The sequence below is a fragment of the Candidatus Enterococcus avicola genome (genome assembly GCF_047470845.1).
In the GTDB taxonomy this organism is placed as follows: domain Bacteria; phylum Bacillota; class Bacilli; order Lactobacillales; family Enterococcaceae; genus Enterococcus_D; species Enterococcus_D casseliflavus.
In genome coordinates this window covers 177827-192297 of the sequence record NZ_JBLGTY010000004.1, presented here as the reverse complement: position 1 = coordinate 192297, position 14471 = coordinate 177827, and the positions used below count along the sequence as shown (strand labels likewise).

Sequence of the window (14471 nt, the reverse complement as noted above, 5' to 3'; positions counted from 1 at the left end):
TAACTGTTTTTATTTTTTATTTGTTGTAAATACTGAAGAAACTCAGTATCATTAGAAACAAGCCGATAGCGGCTTGTTTCTGGATATATGGGGAACCAAGTGATGAGCTGTGTCATGATTTGTCGTAACCCAATCCTGCAAAATGCAATGAGAAAAAAGGAGGAGAGCATGAAAGCAGTAAAGAACTTATTTATTTTGATTGGCTTATTCTTACTTAGTCAAGTAGGGATGACCGTATTCAGTGTGGTAAAAATCTATTATTTGGAAGCCGGAGAGCCGAGGATTCCTGCGATGATGAGCTACGGATTGATTGCCTTGCTTTTGGCAAACATTGGCCTGATGATGTATTTGGCTCGGAAGCTAGGGCTTGCCACCTTTGACTTTGGCTGGTCAACGAAGAAAAATTGGCTATGGATCGTCGGAGGGTTTGTTTTAGGTCGAGTCGTTGCAGTTGGCGGAACGCTCTATCTGCAGCATATATCCGATCAAGAGGCGACCGCCAATGATGCATTGTTAGGGGAACTGTTTACAGGCGAAAATCCGCTTTTGATCTTTTTATTGATCGCTGTTGCTGCGCCAATTATGGAAGAGATCGTTTTTCGTGGTGGGTTTATTGGCCTTTTATTCGAGAAATACCCAATAGTCGGGATCATTTCAAGTGTAGCAGTTTTTAGTATCATCCATTCCGTCACCAATCTGGTCGAATTTTTGATTTATGGTGCTATGGGACTGATCATGGCGTTGATTTATGTAAAAACTAAGCGTCTAGAAACAGCCATCGCCATGCATTTTCTCAACAACGCCTTGGCGGCGATCGCAATGATCTTGCTAGGATAAGAAAGTCAGCAAAAAACCACCAAATCAAAACGATTCGGTGGTTTTTGTTTACTCTGGCAGCTGTTTGAAATCCTACGCTGTTGGTTTTGCTAAAAAAACAGTTGATGAAAAGAAAAGCGTCTAAAGTATTGCTGTACCAAGGATAATACCAAATTGCGCCTTTTTTAAATAGCACCAGAGTTCTAAGTTTTTCTTCATTTCAGACCCTAGACGTAGGCTTTGCAAGAAAACCTATAGTACAATAACAGCAGTAAGAGGGAAAAATCCCTGAAAAAGAGATCAACACTTGGAGGATATAGTGATGAAAAAACAGACTCGAAAACCAGCGATGATTTTAGCGACTCTCTTGGTATCTAGCCAAGTTTTATTAGCAGCACCACAAGTTTTTGCTGACGAAACCAATTCAACGACCAGCAGTTCCACTGCAACAAGCAGTTCTACCGCAACGACAGCCACTACCGACAGTCAAACAAGTACTTCTGACAGCAGTTCAGATCGTTTGCAAGTCAATGCCGTGGCGATCGGAAATGCCTTGACGAAAGCACAAGAAGACTACACACTTGAGCGCTTAGGCATCCAAGGCGAGACACCGATTTATACGACAAACGGTAATGACTTGATGAAATACATTCCCGATGGCGGCTTTACTGCAGATTGGGCGGTCTATAGCTCGGTCAGAATGCAGACGCTAGAAAGCGGGGCAGGAATCACTGTCGATATCGCGACACCAGATAACATTACCCGCATCACTGCAGCCCAGTACCAAAATGCAGCGCTGACGGCAGGGATCACTGATGCGAAGCTAACGGTCGCTTCTGCCGTACCGATCGACGGTTCCGGAGCTTTAGCTGGGGTATACAAAATCGTTGAAGAATCAGGCGGTGTCATCAATCAGAATCGAGTAGCCGTAGCTCAAGATGAGATGGATGTACTGTCTACGATCACCGAAGAGAATAAAGACAAAGAAGGCTATTCCGATGAAGCTTTGAATGCAGCGCAAGAACAAGCGAAAACCGATTTGGCTGCTCAAACCGCAGATGGTACGGAATTAACCCAAGCCGATATTCAAGAGACAGTAGAAAAAGCCTTGAAAGACAACGGACTGGAAGGAATCGTTACGGAAAATCAAATTTCTGAATTGACCTCTTTGATGAGCGACATGCGAGACAACAATATCTTCGATGACTTCATCAAAGAATTGGATCTGTCAGAAGCCCGCAAGCAAATCGAAGAAACCTCTAAGGGACTTTGGGAAAATATCAAGAGCTTCTTTAGTGGCATCTGGTCTTCGATCACCGGTGTCTTCGGCAATGACTCAAATGAGTCCAACAATAGCAGCGAATCAACCGTTGATTCTGGGCAATAAGCATTTTACAAAATAACACATTTTGCTTGTATTAAGAAAAAAGAGAAGCGCGCAGGGGAAGGAGCACCAGACGATAGCGCACGTCTGAGTGCTTTCGATGTCCTCTGCTTTCTTTGCTAAAACAGGAGCAGTCTTTATTAAAAAAAGAAGGAGGGTAATCAGATGAATTTTTTAGGCAACGTGATTTGGTTTGTCTTTGGCGGCTTGATCGGTGCGGTCTCATGGTTTTTGGCTGGGTGTTTATGGTGTATCACCATCATCGGCATTCCCATTGGTCTACAATGTTTTAAGTTTGCGACGTTGTCACTCGCACCATTTGGGAAAGACATCGTTTACCGTGGCGGTGGCGTGTCCGTGATTCTAAATATTTTATGGTTGATTTTTTCTGGTATACCACTGGCTTTAGGCCATTTAGCTAGTGCAGTCATTCTAGCCATCACGATCATCGGCATTCCATTTGCGGCGCAATCATTGAAAATGGCGCGCTTAGCGTTGATGCCCTTTGGAGCAGAGATTGTGTCTAGTCGTTATTGATTTACCTAAAAAAGATAGTCTTAAAAAACCACATTACAGAGCGGATAGCTTTGTGATGTGGTTTTTTGCGAACATTAGCAAGAGTAAAGGACAAGATTTTTGGCAGGCTCAGCGCATTTGAGATTCAGAACTGAAAAAGTTGATAAGAAACCAACGAAGAGTACAGAAAAAGCGCACAAGTTTTTTTGCATATCAACTGTGATTCACAAAAGAATTAGCGAAACGCAGAAAAATGTAAGTTTTTTCTTCCCTTCTCAGGGTTCTTTGATTTTTGAAATGGAGCGTCGAATTTTGGCAATCGATTGTTGCGCTTTGTCTCGATTAATAAACATTAAGATGACATAGAGGGAATCCATGATGCTCAGTTGAGCGATTCTGGATGCCAATGCCTCTGAGCGAAACTCAGTTTCTTCGGAAATAGAGATGAAAACCACGTCGCCGAGTTTGGCTAAAGGGGAAGCAGCATGGCTAGTAATGACGATAATTTTGGCACCATTGTTTTTGGCAACTTGAGCTAGTTCAATGGTTTCTCTTGATTTTCCAGTATGAGAGATAAAAATGCCGCAATCATCTGGCGTCAACAATGAAGCCTCCATCAGTTGGATGTGATAATCACTGCTGTGAAAAACAGTGATCGGCGAGCGCAAAAATTTGTGATAGGCATCGGTTGCCACGATCTCTGAGCCACCAACGCCGAAGAAAAAAAGTCGTTTAGATTGATTGATCATTGCAGCAGCAAGCTTTAAATCTTCTTCTTTCAAAAGATTTTTGGTATCAGTCAATGTGGTCATATTGGAATCAAATACTTTTTGAGCCATAGTCAATTCATTATCAGACTTCTGGATATTTTCATGGATCGAAATGGCAGAAAAATCATTTTCCTGCATCAGCATTGCCATTTTGAAGTCTTTAAATCCGTTGTAACCGAGTTTTTTTGTGAATTGAAAAAAGGTCGAATCAGCGATGCCTAATTCATTGGATAAATCACTGATTGAACTGTGGCTGACTTTACTAGGATTTTCCAAAATGTAGTCGGCAATCGCTTGTTCTTTGAGACTTAAGTCTTTATAAAGCGTTTTTATTTGCAGGCGAATCGAAACAGTCAAAGACGGTTACCTCCTTTATATGAACATTATTATCTTTGTATTGTTACGTTACCTCTTTTAAAGAAAAAAAGCAAATAAAAATTATTTTTATTTTTTATGTTTACAAAAAAATATTTTTTTGTATAATGAAAGTATGAAATGGAGGCGCTGTCATGGAGATAGGAATTATCGGACTTGGAAAAATGGGATTGAACTTGGCCCTCAATTTAAAAGATCAAGGTTATCAAGTAAAAGGGCTGGATCTTTCGATACATGCGCAGAAAACAGCGCAAGAAGCTGGAATTACACTCTATCAAACGCTAGCTAATTTGACGAATTCTTTTAGCGGCCGACGGGTTTTATGGTTGATGCTTCCTGCGGGAACTGTGACTGAGGGGATTCTTGAAGAACTATGGCCCCTTGTATCAGCGAAAGACATCGTGATTGAAGGCGGAAATTCTAATTACAAAGATTCGATTCGCCGAGCAGCCTGGTTTAAAGAAAAAGAGGTGCATTACTTTGATTGTGGGACTTCTGGTGGGGTTTCCGGAGCTAGAAAAGATGCATGTTTGATGATTGGCGGGAATGAAATCGCTTTTTCAGAGGTGGAATCTTTGTTTGCAGATGTGGCTGTTTTAGGAGGCTACCTTTATGCAGGGGAATCAGGAAGCGGTCATTTTCTAAAGATGGTCCATAACGGTATCGAATACGGAATGATGCAAGCCATCGGTGAAGGCTTTCAATTGATTGAACAAAGTGCCTATGACTTTGATTTGGCTTCCGTCGCAGAGGTATGGAATCATGGATCGGTTATTCGCAGCTGGCTGATGGAAATCGCAGCGGCCCAATTTAATGAGAGCCCTAAGTTGGAGGAATATCGCGGGGTTGTTGCAGCTTCTGGTGAAGCTAGGTGGACAGTGGAAACGGCTTTGGAGATGAATGTTGCTGTACCGACGATCGCTATGAGTTTGTTTATGAGAAATTTGTCCCAAGAAGAAGACAGTTTCTCAGCAAAAGTCGTCTCTGCGCTAAGGAATGGTTTTGGTGGTCACGAGATTGTTGCAAAAGAGTAAGGAGGAAGAATATGGAACAGTTTAAGATCGCTATAGTGAATTCCAGCAGCTTTGGAAAAATCTTTCCGCAGCATATCGAGCGGTTGAAAGCAATCGGAACTGTCAGTCATTTCACGTTCGATAGCGAAATCAATGGGAAAGAATTAGCAGAAAAGCTTAAGGGATACAACATCATTATAGCAAGTGTTACCCCATTTTTTACCAAAGAGTTTTTTGAGTATAAAGATGAATTGCTACTGATCACACGCCACGGGATCGGCTATAACAATATTGATTTAGAAGCAGCGAAGGACCACCAAACGATTGTTTCGATCATTCCAGCTTTGGTCGAGCGAGATGCAGTAGCAGAAAATAATGTGACCAATCTATTGGCGCTTCTGCGCTGTACAGTTGAATCGAATACAAAGGTCCGCGAAGATCAATGGGAAAAACGAGCGAACTTTGTCGGACGCGCATTATTTAACAAGACGGTAGGGGTGATCGGTGTCGGCAATACTGGAAGTTGTGTAGTAGAAATATTGAGAAATGGTTTCCGCTGCGAGGTTTTGGCATACGATCCATATAAGTCCGCTTTGCATATTCAAAGCTATGGCGGAAAAAAAGTCGAGCTAGACGAGCTGCTAGCAAAATCAGATATTATTTGTCTATGTGCTAACTTGACGGAGGAAAATTATCATATGATTTCCTTTGAAGAAATTTCAAAAATGAAAGATCAAGTATATCTCTCCAATAGTGCCCGTGGTGCACTTTTGAATGAAGAGGCAATTGTAAGCGGATTAAAAAGCGGGAAAATCGCTGGTCTTGCCACCGATGTCTTAGAGGAAGAGCCTGGTCATAAAGATCATCCGTATTTAGCTTTTGAAAATGTAGTTATGACACCGCATACATCGGCTTATACTATGGAATGCTTAGAAGAGATGGGAAACAAATGTGTAACGGATATTGAACGAATCGTTAAGGGGCTGCTGCCAGACCGTGCTGTTCAAGCGGAAAGTCGGTTTTTGGCTGTATAAAGGAGAGTGAAACTCGTGCTAACGGATTTAAAAGTAAAGGTTGGACCGCAAGTTTATCGTTACCATGAAGGCGCGATCGACTATGTGCCGGAAGTATTAAAAGAGTACAAAGTAAAACGACTGCTGCTCGTACATGGAACGGTTTCATGGGAAAAAGCAAAACCAAAATTACTCTTTTTAGAAGATGCGCATTTGGAAATTTTTTATCATCGCTACACGGGAGAATGCAGCTATTATGGCGCTGGGCTGATTGCTGATCTTGTTGAAGAACTGGCGATCGATTTTATTCTGGGGGTTGGCGGCGGGAAGTTAGCCGACTTAGTGGGATATGCAGCACATGTAGTCAACCGCCCCTTTGGACTGATCCCAACATTGGCCAGTAATTGTGCACCATGGACACCCTTGTCTGTCATGTATAAAGAGTCGGGAGAATCTGAAGGAAAGTCGGAACACTATTTAAGACAGGCTGCTTTTTTGATTACCGATCCGACGTTAGTGATCGATGCACCAGTCTCCTACTTCATCGCCGGTTTAGCAGATACGTTGGCAAAGTGGATTGAATCGGAAGCCATCTTAGCCCAACCACATTTGAAAAATGAGCCCTTCTTGCAAATGGCAGGCTATACAGCAAAATTATGCGAAACAGCTATTTTGACACAATCGAAACAAGCGATTGAAGATATGAAGCGGCAGAAAGTGACAGACGCCTTTTGTCACTTGTCGGAGATCGTTATTGCAGTTGCTGGAATGGTAGGCGGGCTAGGCGATAAATATGCCCGCAATGCAGCAGCGCATGCGATGCATGATGCCATCAGTAAATATATGCCTGAAAGTCATCGTTTTCTTCACGGGGAAAAGGTTGCCTATGGGATGTTTTATCAATTAGCCCTTGAAGAAAAATGGACGGTCATCGATCAGTTGATCCCCTTTTATCAAGAATTGCACTTACCAATGAGTTTATATCAAATGGGTATTTTTCCTGAAGATGCACAAGTCATCGATCAGTTGGTGCAGTTCATAGATTCGAAAGAAAAAGTACACTTGATTCCAGTCTTAATCACCAAAGAACGCTTGAAAGAAGCTGTTCTTGATTTAGAAAACTATTTGAAAGAAGTTTAGGAGGAGGAAAAATGGATACATTAAGTGTTACACAAAGTTTACTGATTGCGCTATGGGTTGCAGCAGTCATGTCTCGTTGGCTCGGCGGAGGCGCCACACTGACTTTACGTTTTTCACCATTGATGACGGGATTAGTTGTCGGACTGGTGATGGGAAATGTGGCTCAAGCCATGATCGTTACTGCCGCTTTACAAATGATTTACATGGGGGTATTTTCTCCTGGCGGATCCATGCCAGCGGAACCTTCGATTGCTGCGGCGATTGCCGTACCGGTAGCTTTACTAGGAAATCTGCAACCAGAAGCAGCGATTGCTGTTGCGGTTCCTGTTGGGTTGCTAGGGAGTTATTTGTATCAGTTCCGTTTCTTTATCAATACCTTCTTAGGAAAGTATACGGATAAAGCAGTAGAAGATCTTAATGCCAAGGCAATGACGCGTTCAATTATTTTATACCCAACGCTGGCTTCATTTATTTTATTTGTTCCGCTGGTATTTATTGCACTTTATTTAGGCGCTCCACTGATTGCTGATGTCATCAATGCTCTTGAGGGGACAGTCGTTATTCATATTTTAGAAGTAGTCGGCGGAGGATTGGCAGCGATCGGGATTGCAACTACCGTCTATGTGATCGGTCGAAAAGATTATATGGTCTTTTTCTTCTTGGCCTATTTCATGAGTGTAGTTTTCAGTTCGCTGGAAATTACCATGGTCACCTATGCGATTTTTGGCATTTTGATCGCGTTGATTTTTGTTCAGTCACAAAAAGGAAAATTGGTCCCAGCCCCAGAAACGAATACAGCATCACCATCCTTTGATGATGACGATGACTATGATGACGGGTTCTAATCGATAAGGAGGAGCAGTAATGACCGAAACAATTCAAAAAGCGCAAGGCGCACCAGAAGAAATCACGAAGAAAGATGTCACAAAAGCATACCTAAGATGGCATTTCGCCAATGAGATCCCGCATTCATTTGAACGGTATTTATCACCCTCACTTTTATACGCCATGATGCCGATTTTGCGCAAACTTTACAAAGACGATGAGGCACTGAAAGCTGCCTACAAACGCCAACTGCTGTTTTTCAATACCCAGCTGAGTTGGGGTGGCGGAGTCATCACTGGGCTGATGTCATCAATGGAACAACAGCGGGCCGAGGAAGAGCATGAGAAAAAAGAGATTTTGATGCAAGATGATCTAATGTACAACACGAAAGCTGGTTTGATGGGTGCTTTAGCAGGAATCGGAGATGCCATCGACTCAGGAACCGTTCAATATATCTTTATTGCGATTGCTGTTCCTTGGGCACAGCAAGGAAGTCCACTAGGTGCGTTGTTCCCATTCATTTGCTTTGCACTGTATCAAGTTTCTCTAGGAATGTTTTTCGCCCGTCAAGCATTTTCGATGGGGCGCAATGCAACTGGTTTGATGCAGAGTACAGGCGTCCAAACCGCAATTGAAACACTGTCGGTTCTCGGTTTGTTTATGATGGGGGTTCTGGCTGGAAACTATGTCAAAGTCAGTTCTTCGCTGCAGTTTGATATTTCTGGACGAGAATTTATTATCCAAGATATCCTTGATCAGATTGTACCAGGGATCTTGCCGTTAGCAGTTGTAATGGGCGTCTACTGGTTCTATACAAAGAAAGGATTAAAAGTCACGCAAGCATTACTATGGCTGACCTTGATTCTGATTATTTTAGCCGGTGTCGGTATTTTATAAGAAAAGGAAGTGGAAAAAATGGGTGTAGTAAATTTAGCACGAGTAGATGAACGATTGATCCATGGGCAGGTCATGATGACCTTGTCACAAAAAAGCGGAGTCAACTCGATTTTTGTAGTGGATGAGGTAGTAGCTAAGGATAAGTTCATGCGAGAATTATACAAAAATGCCGGTAGCCGCACAGGGCAAAAAACGATCGTCGTTACACCAGAAAAAGCCAAATTTTACTGGGATGAATACAACTTCAAAGATTACAACTGTATTTTGATCGCTAAAACCGTCAGTGTGATGTACGACTTAGTCAAACACGGCGTGCCAATGAAAGAATTGAACATAGGCGGTATCGCCCAAAAAGATCCCGAGAAAGATCTCTTGGTAACGAAATCTGTTTATTTAAATCAAGCTGATGCGCAAAAACTCAAAGAAATGAACGAAGCGTACGGTGTGGAATCAATCTATTTTCAAGCAACACCTTCTGCACCGAAATCAACGCTTAAAGATGTGTTGAAGCAGTTCAATTTGTAATCAATGAGCGCGTTCGTCATCTGTTGAAGAGGAAGGCGGAGGATCTTATAAAAATAGAGTTCCTCCTTCCTTGTCAGTAATTTGTGAATAGGAGAATTCGCCATGAATCAAACAGAAACATTTCGTGATTGGCTTTTTCGTTATCGGTATGTCTACCGATCGCGTTCCACGGATAAAAGCAAACAAAGATTTTTGAAGGCACTCATCGCAGATATCATTCCGTTTCGCAAAGATCTTCAGGTGATCGAGTATGATCACACGAAAAAAAACGCCTCACGCAATTTGTATGTTGGCGATCTGACCAAAGCAAAACGGATCATCTGCACATATTATGATACACCGCCACAGCATTTTGGCGATTACCATTTTTTTGATCGGCAGGAGCAAGGGCGCAAAACAAATCAATTTATTCTGACTGCTTCAGCAGTGATGATTCTTTTTGGGTTGTTGGGTACCTGGCTTTATATCCACTTTGTCTCAGGGAGATTTCCCTTGTTGTCATGGCAAACAGCGCTTTTTGCTTTAGGAGTCGGTATTTATTTTCTGTTATTAAATCGCGTAAGCCGCGGGGCAGGATTTGAGCAAAATCTGACCCGCAATACGTCCTCTATCTTAGCGCTGCTGTCACTGATCAGTCAAAACAGTCAAACAGCGACTGCTTTTGCGTTTCTTGATGAAGGAAGTTTTGGAGAACGCGGGTTGGAAGTGTTACGTGATTCAGTAAGGCCGAATGCGAAGATTTATTATTTAGATTCTATCGGCGCCGATGCTCCGATTCGAGCTATCGGCAAGCAATTCAATGAAGGGCAACTGCAGCATCTGGCGATCGAACACAGTAGTGAAACGATGGGCAGCATCAACTATCTGTTTTGTGCAGAAAAGCAGCAGGATCAGACGTATGTGTTGCCTAGAAAACAATTAAAGCAAAAAGAGCTGAATAGTAGGAATATGCAAAAAGTCCTTGCGTTATTTGGTTAGGAAGCGAAAAAGGAGGAACAACATTTGTTAGGAATCGTATTGGCAACTCACGGACAGCTGAGTACTGGTTTTAAAGATGCTGCAGAGGTGATCATGGGCAGTGTCGAAAATATTGCAGTCGTTAATTTGAACCACGGAGAGGATATTCAACTTCTGGGAAACAAAATCCATGAAGCAATCCACGAAACAGATCAAGGGGACGGTGTAGTGGTGTTTGCTGATCTATTGAGTGCGAGTCCCTATAATCAGTCGGTTGTAACGATCAATCAATTAGAAGAACCTCTTCAGGAAAAGACGTATGTGATCGGCGGAGTGAATCTGCCGATGGTATTAGAAGCGATCAATCACCAATTTTTGGCAACACCGATTGAACAGGCGGTGGCAGCAGTGATCCAGCAAGGAGAAAACAGTGTAGCGCTTTGGCACAATTCTTCAGCAGGTGATAGTAGCGAAGAAACTGATGAGGACGATGATTTTTAAAAACGAAAGGATGATAGCAAATGCAATGGGGGTTTCGATGGTACGGGGAAGGGGATACGATCCCGTTAACGAATATTCGACAAATTCCAGGAATGCACGGCATTGTAGGAACACTTCTGAATAAAATGCCCGGAGATGTCTGGGAGATTTCCGAAATCAACGCACTAAAAGCATCAATTGAAAAAGAGCATCTTTCGCTATTAGGGATTGAGAGTGTGGCGATCCACGATGCGATCAAAGCTGGAACAGAGGAACGGGATCACTACATCGATCAATATATTCAAACAATTCGGAATTTAGCAGCTTGTGATGTACATATGATCTGCTATAGCTTCAAACCAATCTTCGGCTGGGCCAAAACAAATCTATTTTACCAAAACGAGGATGACAGCTTCTCCTTGCTCTATGATCAAGCCGTTGTGGATGATATGGAACCTAGTGAGATGTATACGCTGATCCATAGCCAATCAAAAGGCTTTAAATTGCCAGGTTGGGAAGAAGAACGACTGAAAAAGTTCCAGCGTTTGATGGCAATTTATGAAGGGGTCACTCAAGAGATCCTCTTTGATAACTTAAGCTATTTCTTAAAGCGGATCATTCCTGTGTGTGAAGAAGTAGATGTGAAAATGGCGATCCATCCCGACGATCCACCTTGGGAAATTTTTGGCTTGCCACGAATCACCAAAAATTTAGAGGACTTGAAAAAAATCATGGCCATCGTGGATTCGCCTTATAACGGGGTAACGTTGTGCACCGGTTCGTTAGGTGCCGATCCAGAAAACGACATGGTGGAGATCGTTCATGCCTTAAAAGGACGCATCAACTTTGTTCATTTCCGCAATGTGTTGTTTATGGGGGAACGTAAATTTAAAGAATCCGCCCATCTGTCCACCGAAGGATCATTAGATATGTATGCCATCATGAAAGCCTTGGTTGAGGTCGGGTTTGATGGCGTCATCCGTCCAGATCACGGGCGGACGATCTGGGGGGAAGTGGCGATGCCAGGCTATGGTCTGTATGATCGCGCGATTGGGATCAGTTATCTTCAAGGGCTTCATGAAGCCGTCTTGAAAGAACAAATGCAATCGAAGGAAACGAAGGGAGGAAAGAGTGTATGACACTCTATGAACAATTGGCAAAAACAAGGGTATTGCCTCTTTACACTGCAACGGATCTTACCTATTTGCCAGTAGTAGAATCACTGTTGATCGAACATGAACTATCCTTTATTGAAGTGACCTTCCGCAGTGACCTTGCTTTAGCAGCGATGGAAAAACTCTCTCAATCAGGCAAATTGATCGTCGGTGCAGGCACAGTGCGCACCTTAGAACAAGCGAAAGCAGCAGTTGAGAAAGGGGCGCGCTTTATTGTTTCCCCTGCTCTTGTACCTGATGTGGTGGAATTTTGTCTTGCCGAAAACATTCCAGTGTTTCCAGGAACAGCTACCCCAAATGACATTCAACGAGCAGCGGCTTATGGCTTATCAGTTGTGAAATTTTTCCCCGCGGATATCTACGGGGGCTTGCCGGCGATCAAAGCCCTCAGCGGTCCATTTTATGATATTCGATTTGTCCCAACTGGCGGAATCAACCTCGAAAATATGCAAGACTATTTATCTGATCCGCAGGTGCTAGCAGTTGGCGGCTCCTTCATTCTTTCAGAATCACTAGTAAAAGAAGGTCGGGAAAAGGCTGACAGCCATTTGGCGCATGTAAAATCATTGCTAAGTTGAGCAGTCAGCTGTAAATAAACAAGGTGAAGCAATGGGTGCCAAAGGATTTTGGTACCATTGCTTTTTTATTCGCAGAAAAGTAAAGGAGGCTATAGGATGAAAAAGATAAAACTGGTGATTTTTGATATGGACGGTTTGATGTTTGAAACAGGTCGTCTAGCTTACCGCGCTTATTTAAGAGCCGCGGAGGAATATGATTTTGAAGTTTGCCAAGAAGTTTATTATTACCTGACTGGCAGAACGGAAGCAGATATTCGTATAGGGATGCAGGAACTTTATGGCAATCAAGTACCAACGGATCGGTGGCGAGAAGCGATGAATCGTCAGAAAGAAGTGATTTTAGCTGAAGAAAAACGGGTGTTCAAAAAGCCCGGCCTTCTTGACCTGTTGGAAGCATTAAAAAAACAAGATTGCTTGATAGCCGTAGCATCCTCTTCATCGAAAGAAAAAATCAAGGCGTACTTTGAAATGGAACAGATGCCAGATTGGTTTGATACGGTGGTTTCTGGGGATCAAGTGCGAAAGGGCAAACCTGATCCAGAAATCTTTCTAACAGCTTGCCAACAATTAGGCGTAAAGCCTGAAGCAGCCTTGGTATTAGAAGATTCTCTAGCTGGCATAAAAGCCGCAAAACAAGCCGAGATCCCAGCTTTTCTGATTGCGGATGATTTGAGTGCTTTGCCAGTCAAGAAAAATGGGAAGTATCCTTTGCTTAAACAGCCAAAACTTGAGCAAGAAGTCGCTGCACAGGTGAAAACTTTTTCTGATCTGACGAAAGTCAAAGACTGGCTCGTCGTGAATCATTTTTCTTGGGATTGATCGATATTCCAAGAAGTATCAACAAAGCAAAAGGGTATGAAGCTAAAAAGTACGGTGTTTTAAAACAGGCATAGTTTTGTGGAATCAGTAAAACAACAAAGGTTCATTTTTGCAATTGGTTTTTTCCTGCTCATTTCTCTATGAAGAAGGGGAAGTTAGTGCGTTTTTCACTAGTTTCTAGGAATGAGGCAAAAGGCTGACTAGAAAAACGAGTAAGATTGTAGCAGCTCACTTTACAGCTAAGTGAAGCTGCTTTTTTACGCTATTCCTTCAGCAACGAAAAATGAGCATTGTGTTTTAAACGGTATTCTTTTGGCGTCAGTGAGGTCAATGCTTTGAAATTTCGATTGAAGGTTCGCACATTTTGAAAGCCTGCTTGTTCTGCTACTTCCGTAATCGGCAAGAGACTATGGGTCAGCAAAAAAGAGGCATGGCGTATTCTTGCTTGATTCAAAAGCCGAGGAAAGGTGCTTTTCAATTTATCGGTGATCATTCTGGAAACGTAGACGCTGCTATAGCCGATACTGCTGCTTAGTTTTTCGAGCGTCAGTTCTTCTTTGAAGTGGGATTCGATGTAAACAAGTAGCTGGATCAGGATATCCTCTTGATTTTTGGCTGGTAATAAAGTCGTTTGGTGTTCAAAAAGGTAAAGGACTTGATACAGTGCCGATTTTCGTAAATAGAGGGAATCCGTTTCAAATAAAGGATAGTAGAGCTGCTTGGCAACAGATGAATCAATGGTGATCACCGGATCTGACAAAGCGAAATCTTTCGTTTTGGCGTAAAAATCTGGAATATACTCAGGTGAAAACACAAGAATATGCAATTGTGATTCCTTAGGGGTTTCAATGGCATGAGTCTGATAAGGCATGACTAATAACACTTGGCCTGTCGTAAGGACATAGGGACTTTCTTCGATTTTGACAACCGCTTCGCCATCACTACAAAAAAGCAATTCAAAGGAACGATGAAAATGTTCCATGTAATTAAGCGAGTAGGGATGGTAACTGGAAACGCCGAGGTATTCGCCGAAATGGTATTCTTCTAAAATGGTCACGCGATCTATCCTCCATTTTTTGTCTATCGATGTGTGGAAATCGTCCTGTGAATGACAGCGATTTCATTCTATAATTATGACAGTTCAGCTGAAGAAAGTAAATAGAACAATGATTAGTGAATATTTTTAAA

Annotated in this window: 16 protein-coding genes; 14 read left to right on the top strand and 2 right to left on the bottom strand. The window is 42.5% G+C overall.

The annotated features are described in order from the left end of the window. The first annotated feature begins 168 nt into the window (after positions 1–168). From ACI3E5_RS05975 to ACI3E5_RS05965, 3 genes are all read left to right on the top strand, one after another. Positions 169–837, top strand: coding sequence for a CPBP family intramembrane glutamic endopeptidase (locus ACI3E5_RS05975; RefSeq protein WP_395997499.1), 669 nt, complete (start codon positions 169–171; stop codon positions 835–837). Positions 838–1138: 301 nt separating this feature from the next. Continuing rightward, positions 1139–2203, top strand: coding sequence for a DUF1002 domain-containing protein (locus tag ACI3E5_RS05970; RefSeq protein WP_008380562.1), 1065 nt, complete (start codon positions 1139–1141; stop codon positions 2201–2203). A 162-nt stretch (positions 2204–2365) separates the two neighbouring features. Continuing rightward, a complete protein-coding gene (locus tag ACI3E5_RS05965; RefSeq protein WP_413132340.1) occupies positions 2366–2737 on the top strand; it encodes a YccF domain-containing protein in 372 nt (123 codons plus the stop codon). Between the two features lie 254 nt (positions 2738–2991). On the opposite strand, the gene ACI3E5_RS05960 is transcribed toward ACI3E5_RS05965, so the two are convergent. After that, positions 2992–3843: a MurR/RpiR family transcriptional regulator gene (locus ACI3E5_RS05960; RefSeq protein WP_005228428.1), complete on the bottom strand. Its 852-nt coding sequence runs from the start codon at positions 3841–3843 to the stop codon at positions 2992–2994. A 152-nt stretch (positions 3844–3995) separates the two neighbouring features. Between ACI3E5_RS05960 and gnd the strand changes: the two genes are divergently transcribed. From gnd to ACI3E5_RS05905, 11 genes are all read left to right on the top strand, one after another. Beyond that, positions 3996–4895, top strand: coding sequence for a phosphogluconate dehydrogenase (NAD(+)-dependent, decarboxylating) (gene gnd, locus ACI3E5_RS05955; RefSeq protein ID WP_074933192.1), 900 nt, complete (start codon positions 3996–3998; stop codon positions 4893–4895). A gap of 11 nt (positions 4896–4906) precedes the next feature. Beyond that, positions 4907–5908: a D-isomer specific 2-hydroxyacid dehydrogenase family protein gene (locus ACI3E5_RS05950; protein WP_010749950.1), complete on the top strand. Its 1002-nt coding sequence runs from the start codon at positions 4907–4909 to the stop codon at positions 5906–5908. A 15-nt stretch (positions 5909–5923) separates the two neighbouring features. After that, positions 5924–7027 carry an iron-containing alcohol dehydrogenase family protein gene (locus ACI3E5_RS05945; protein ID WP_498821040.1) on the top strand — a complete coding sequence of 368 codons (1104 nt, stop codon included), beginning with the start codon at positions 5924–5926 and terminating at the stop codon, positions 7025–7027. 11 nt (positions 7028–7038) lie between these two features. Beyond that, the gene (locus ACI3E5_RS05940) at positions 7039–7872 is read left to right on the top strand and encodes a PTS mannose/fructose/sorbose/N-acetylgalactosamine transporter subunit IIC (RefSeq protein ID WP_005228432.1); all 834 of its coding nucleotides are present in this window, start codon (positions 7039–7041) and stop codon (positions 7870–7872) included. Positions 7873–7891: 19 nt separating this feature from the next. Then, positions 7892–8749 (top strand): PTS system mannose/fructose/sorbose family transporter subunit IID, encoded by an 858-nt coding sequence (locus tag ACI3E5_RS05935; RefSeq protein WP_074535421.1) that lies wholly within the window; start codon positions 7892–7894, stop codon positions 8747–8749. Positions 8750–8767: 18 nt separating this feature from the next. Continuing rightward, positions 8768–9274 carry a PTS sugar transporter subunit IIB gene (locus ACI3E5_RS05930; RefSeq protein ID WP_005228434.1) on the top strand — a complete coding sequence of 169 codons (507 nt, stop codon included), beginning with the start codon at positions 8768–8770 and terminating at the stop codon, positions 9272–9274. Positions 9275–9376: 102 nt separating this feature from the next. Then, entirely contained in the window at positions 9377–10252 is an 876-nt protein-coding gene (locus ACI3E5_RS05925; protein WP_498821037.1) for a hypothetical protein, read from the top strand. Positions 10253–10276: 24 nt separating this feature from the next. Beyond that, positions 10277–10732 (top strand): PTS sugar transporter subunit IIA, encoded by a 456-nt coding sequence (locus tag ACI3E5_RS05920; protein WP_005228436.1) that lies wholly within the window; start codon positions 10277–10279, stop codon positions 10730–10732. Positions 10733–10752: 20 nt separating this feature from the next. Then, on the top strand, positions 10753–11850 hold the full coding sequence (gene uxuA, locus ACI3E5_RS05915; RefSeq protein ID WP_395997496.1) for a mannonate dehydratase: 1098 nt from the start codon (positions 10753–10755) through the stop codon (positions 11848–11850). Continuing rightward, positions 11847–12464 (top strand): bifunctional 4-hydroxy-2-oxoglutarate aldolase/2-dehydro-3-deoxy-phosphogluconate aldolase, encoded by a 618-nt coding sequence (locus tag ACI3E5_RS05910; RefSeq protein ID WP_395997495.1) that lies wholly within the window; start codon positions 11847–11849, stop codon positions 12462–12464. Before uxuA ends, ACI3E5_RS05910 begins: the two co-directional genes overlap by 4 nt. Before the next feature lie 96 nt (positions 12465–12560). Beyond that, a complete protein-coding gene (locus ACI3E5_RS05905) occupies positions 12561–13283 on the top strand; it encodes an HAD family hydrolase (RefSeq protein WP_395997494.1) in 723 nt (240 codons plus the stop codon). A 262-nt stretch (positions 13284–13545) separates the two neighbouring features. Here ACI3E5_RS05905 and ACI3E5_RS05900 read toward each other — a convergent pair whose 3' ends face one another. Further along, the gene (locus ACI3E5_RS05900; protein ID WP_005228440.1) at positions 13546–14340 is read right to left on the bottom strand and encodes a helix-turn-helix transcriptional regulator; all 795 of its coding nucleotides are present in this window, start codon (positions 14338–14340) and stop codon (positions 13546–13548) included. Positions 14341–14471 lie beyond the last annotated feature (131 nt).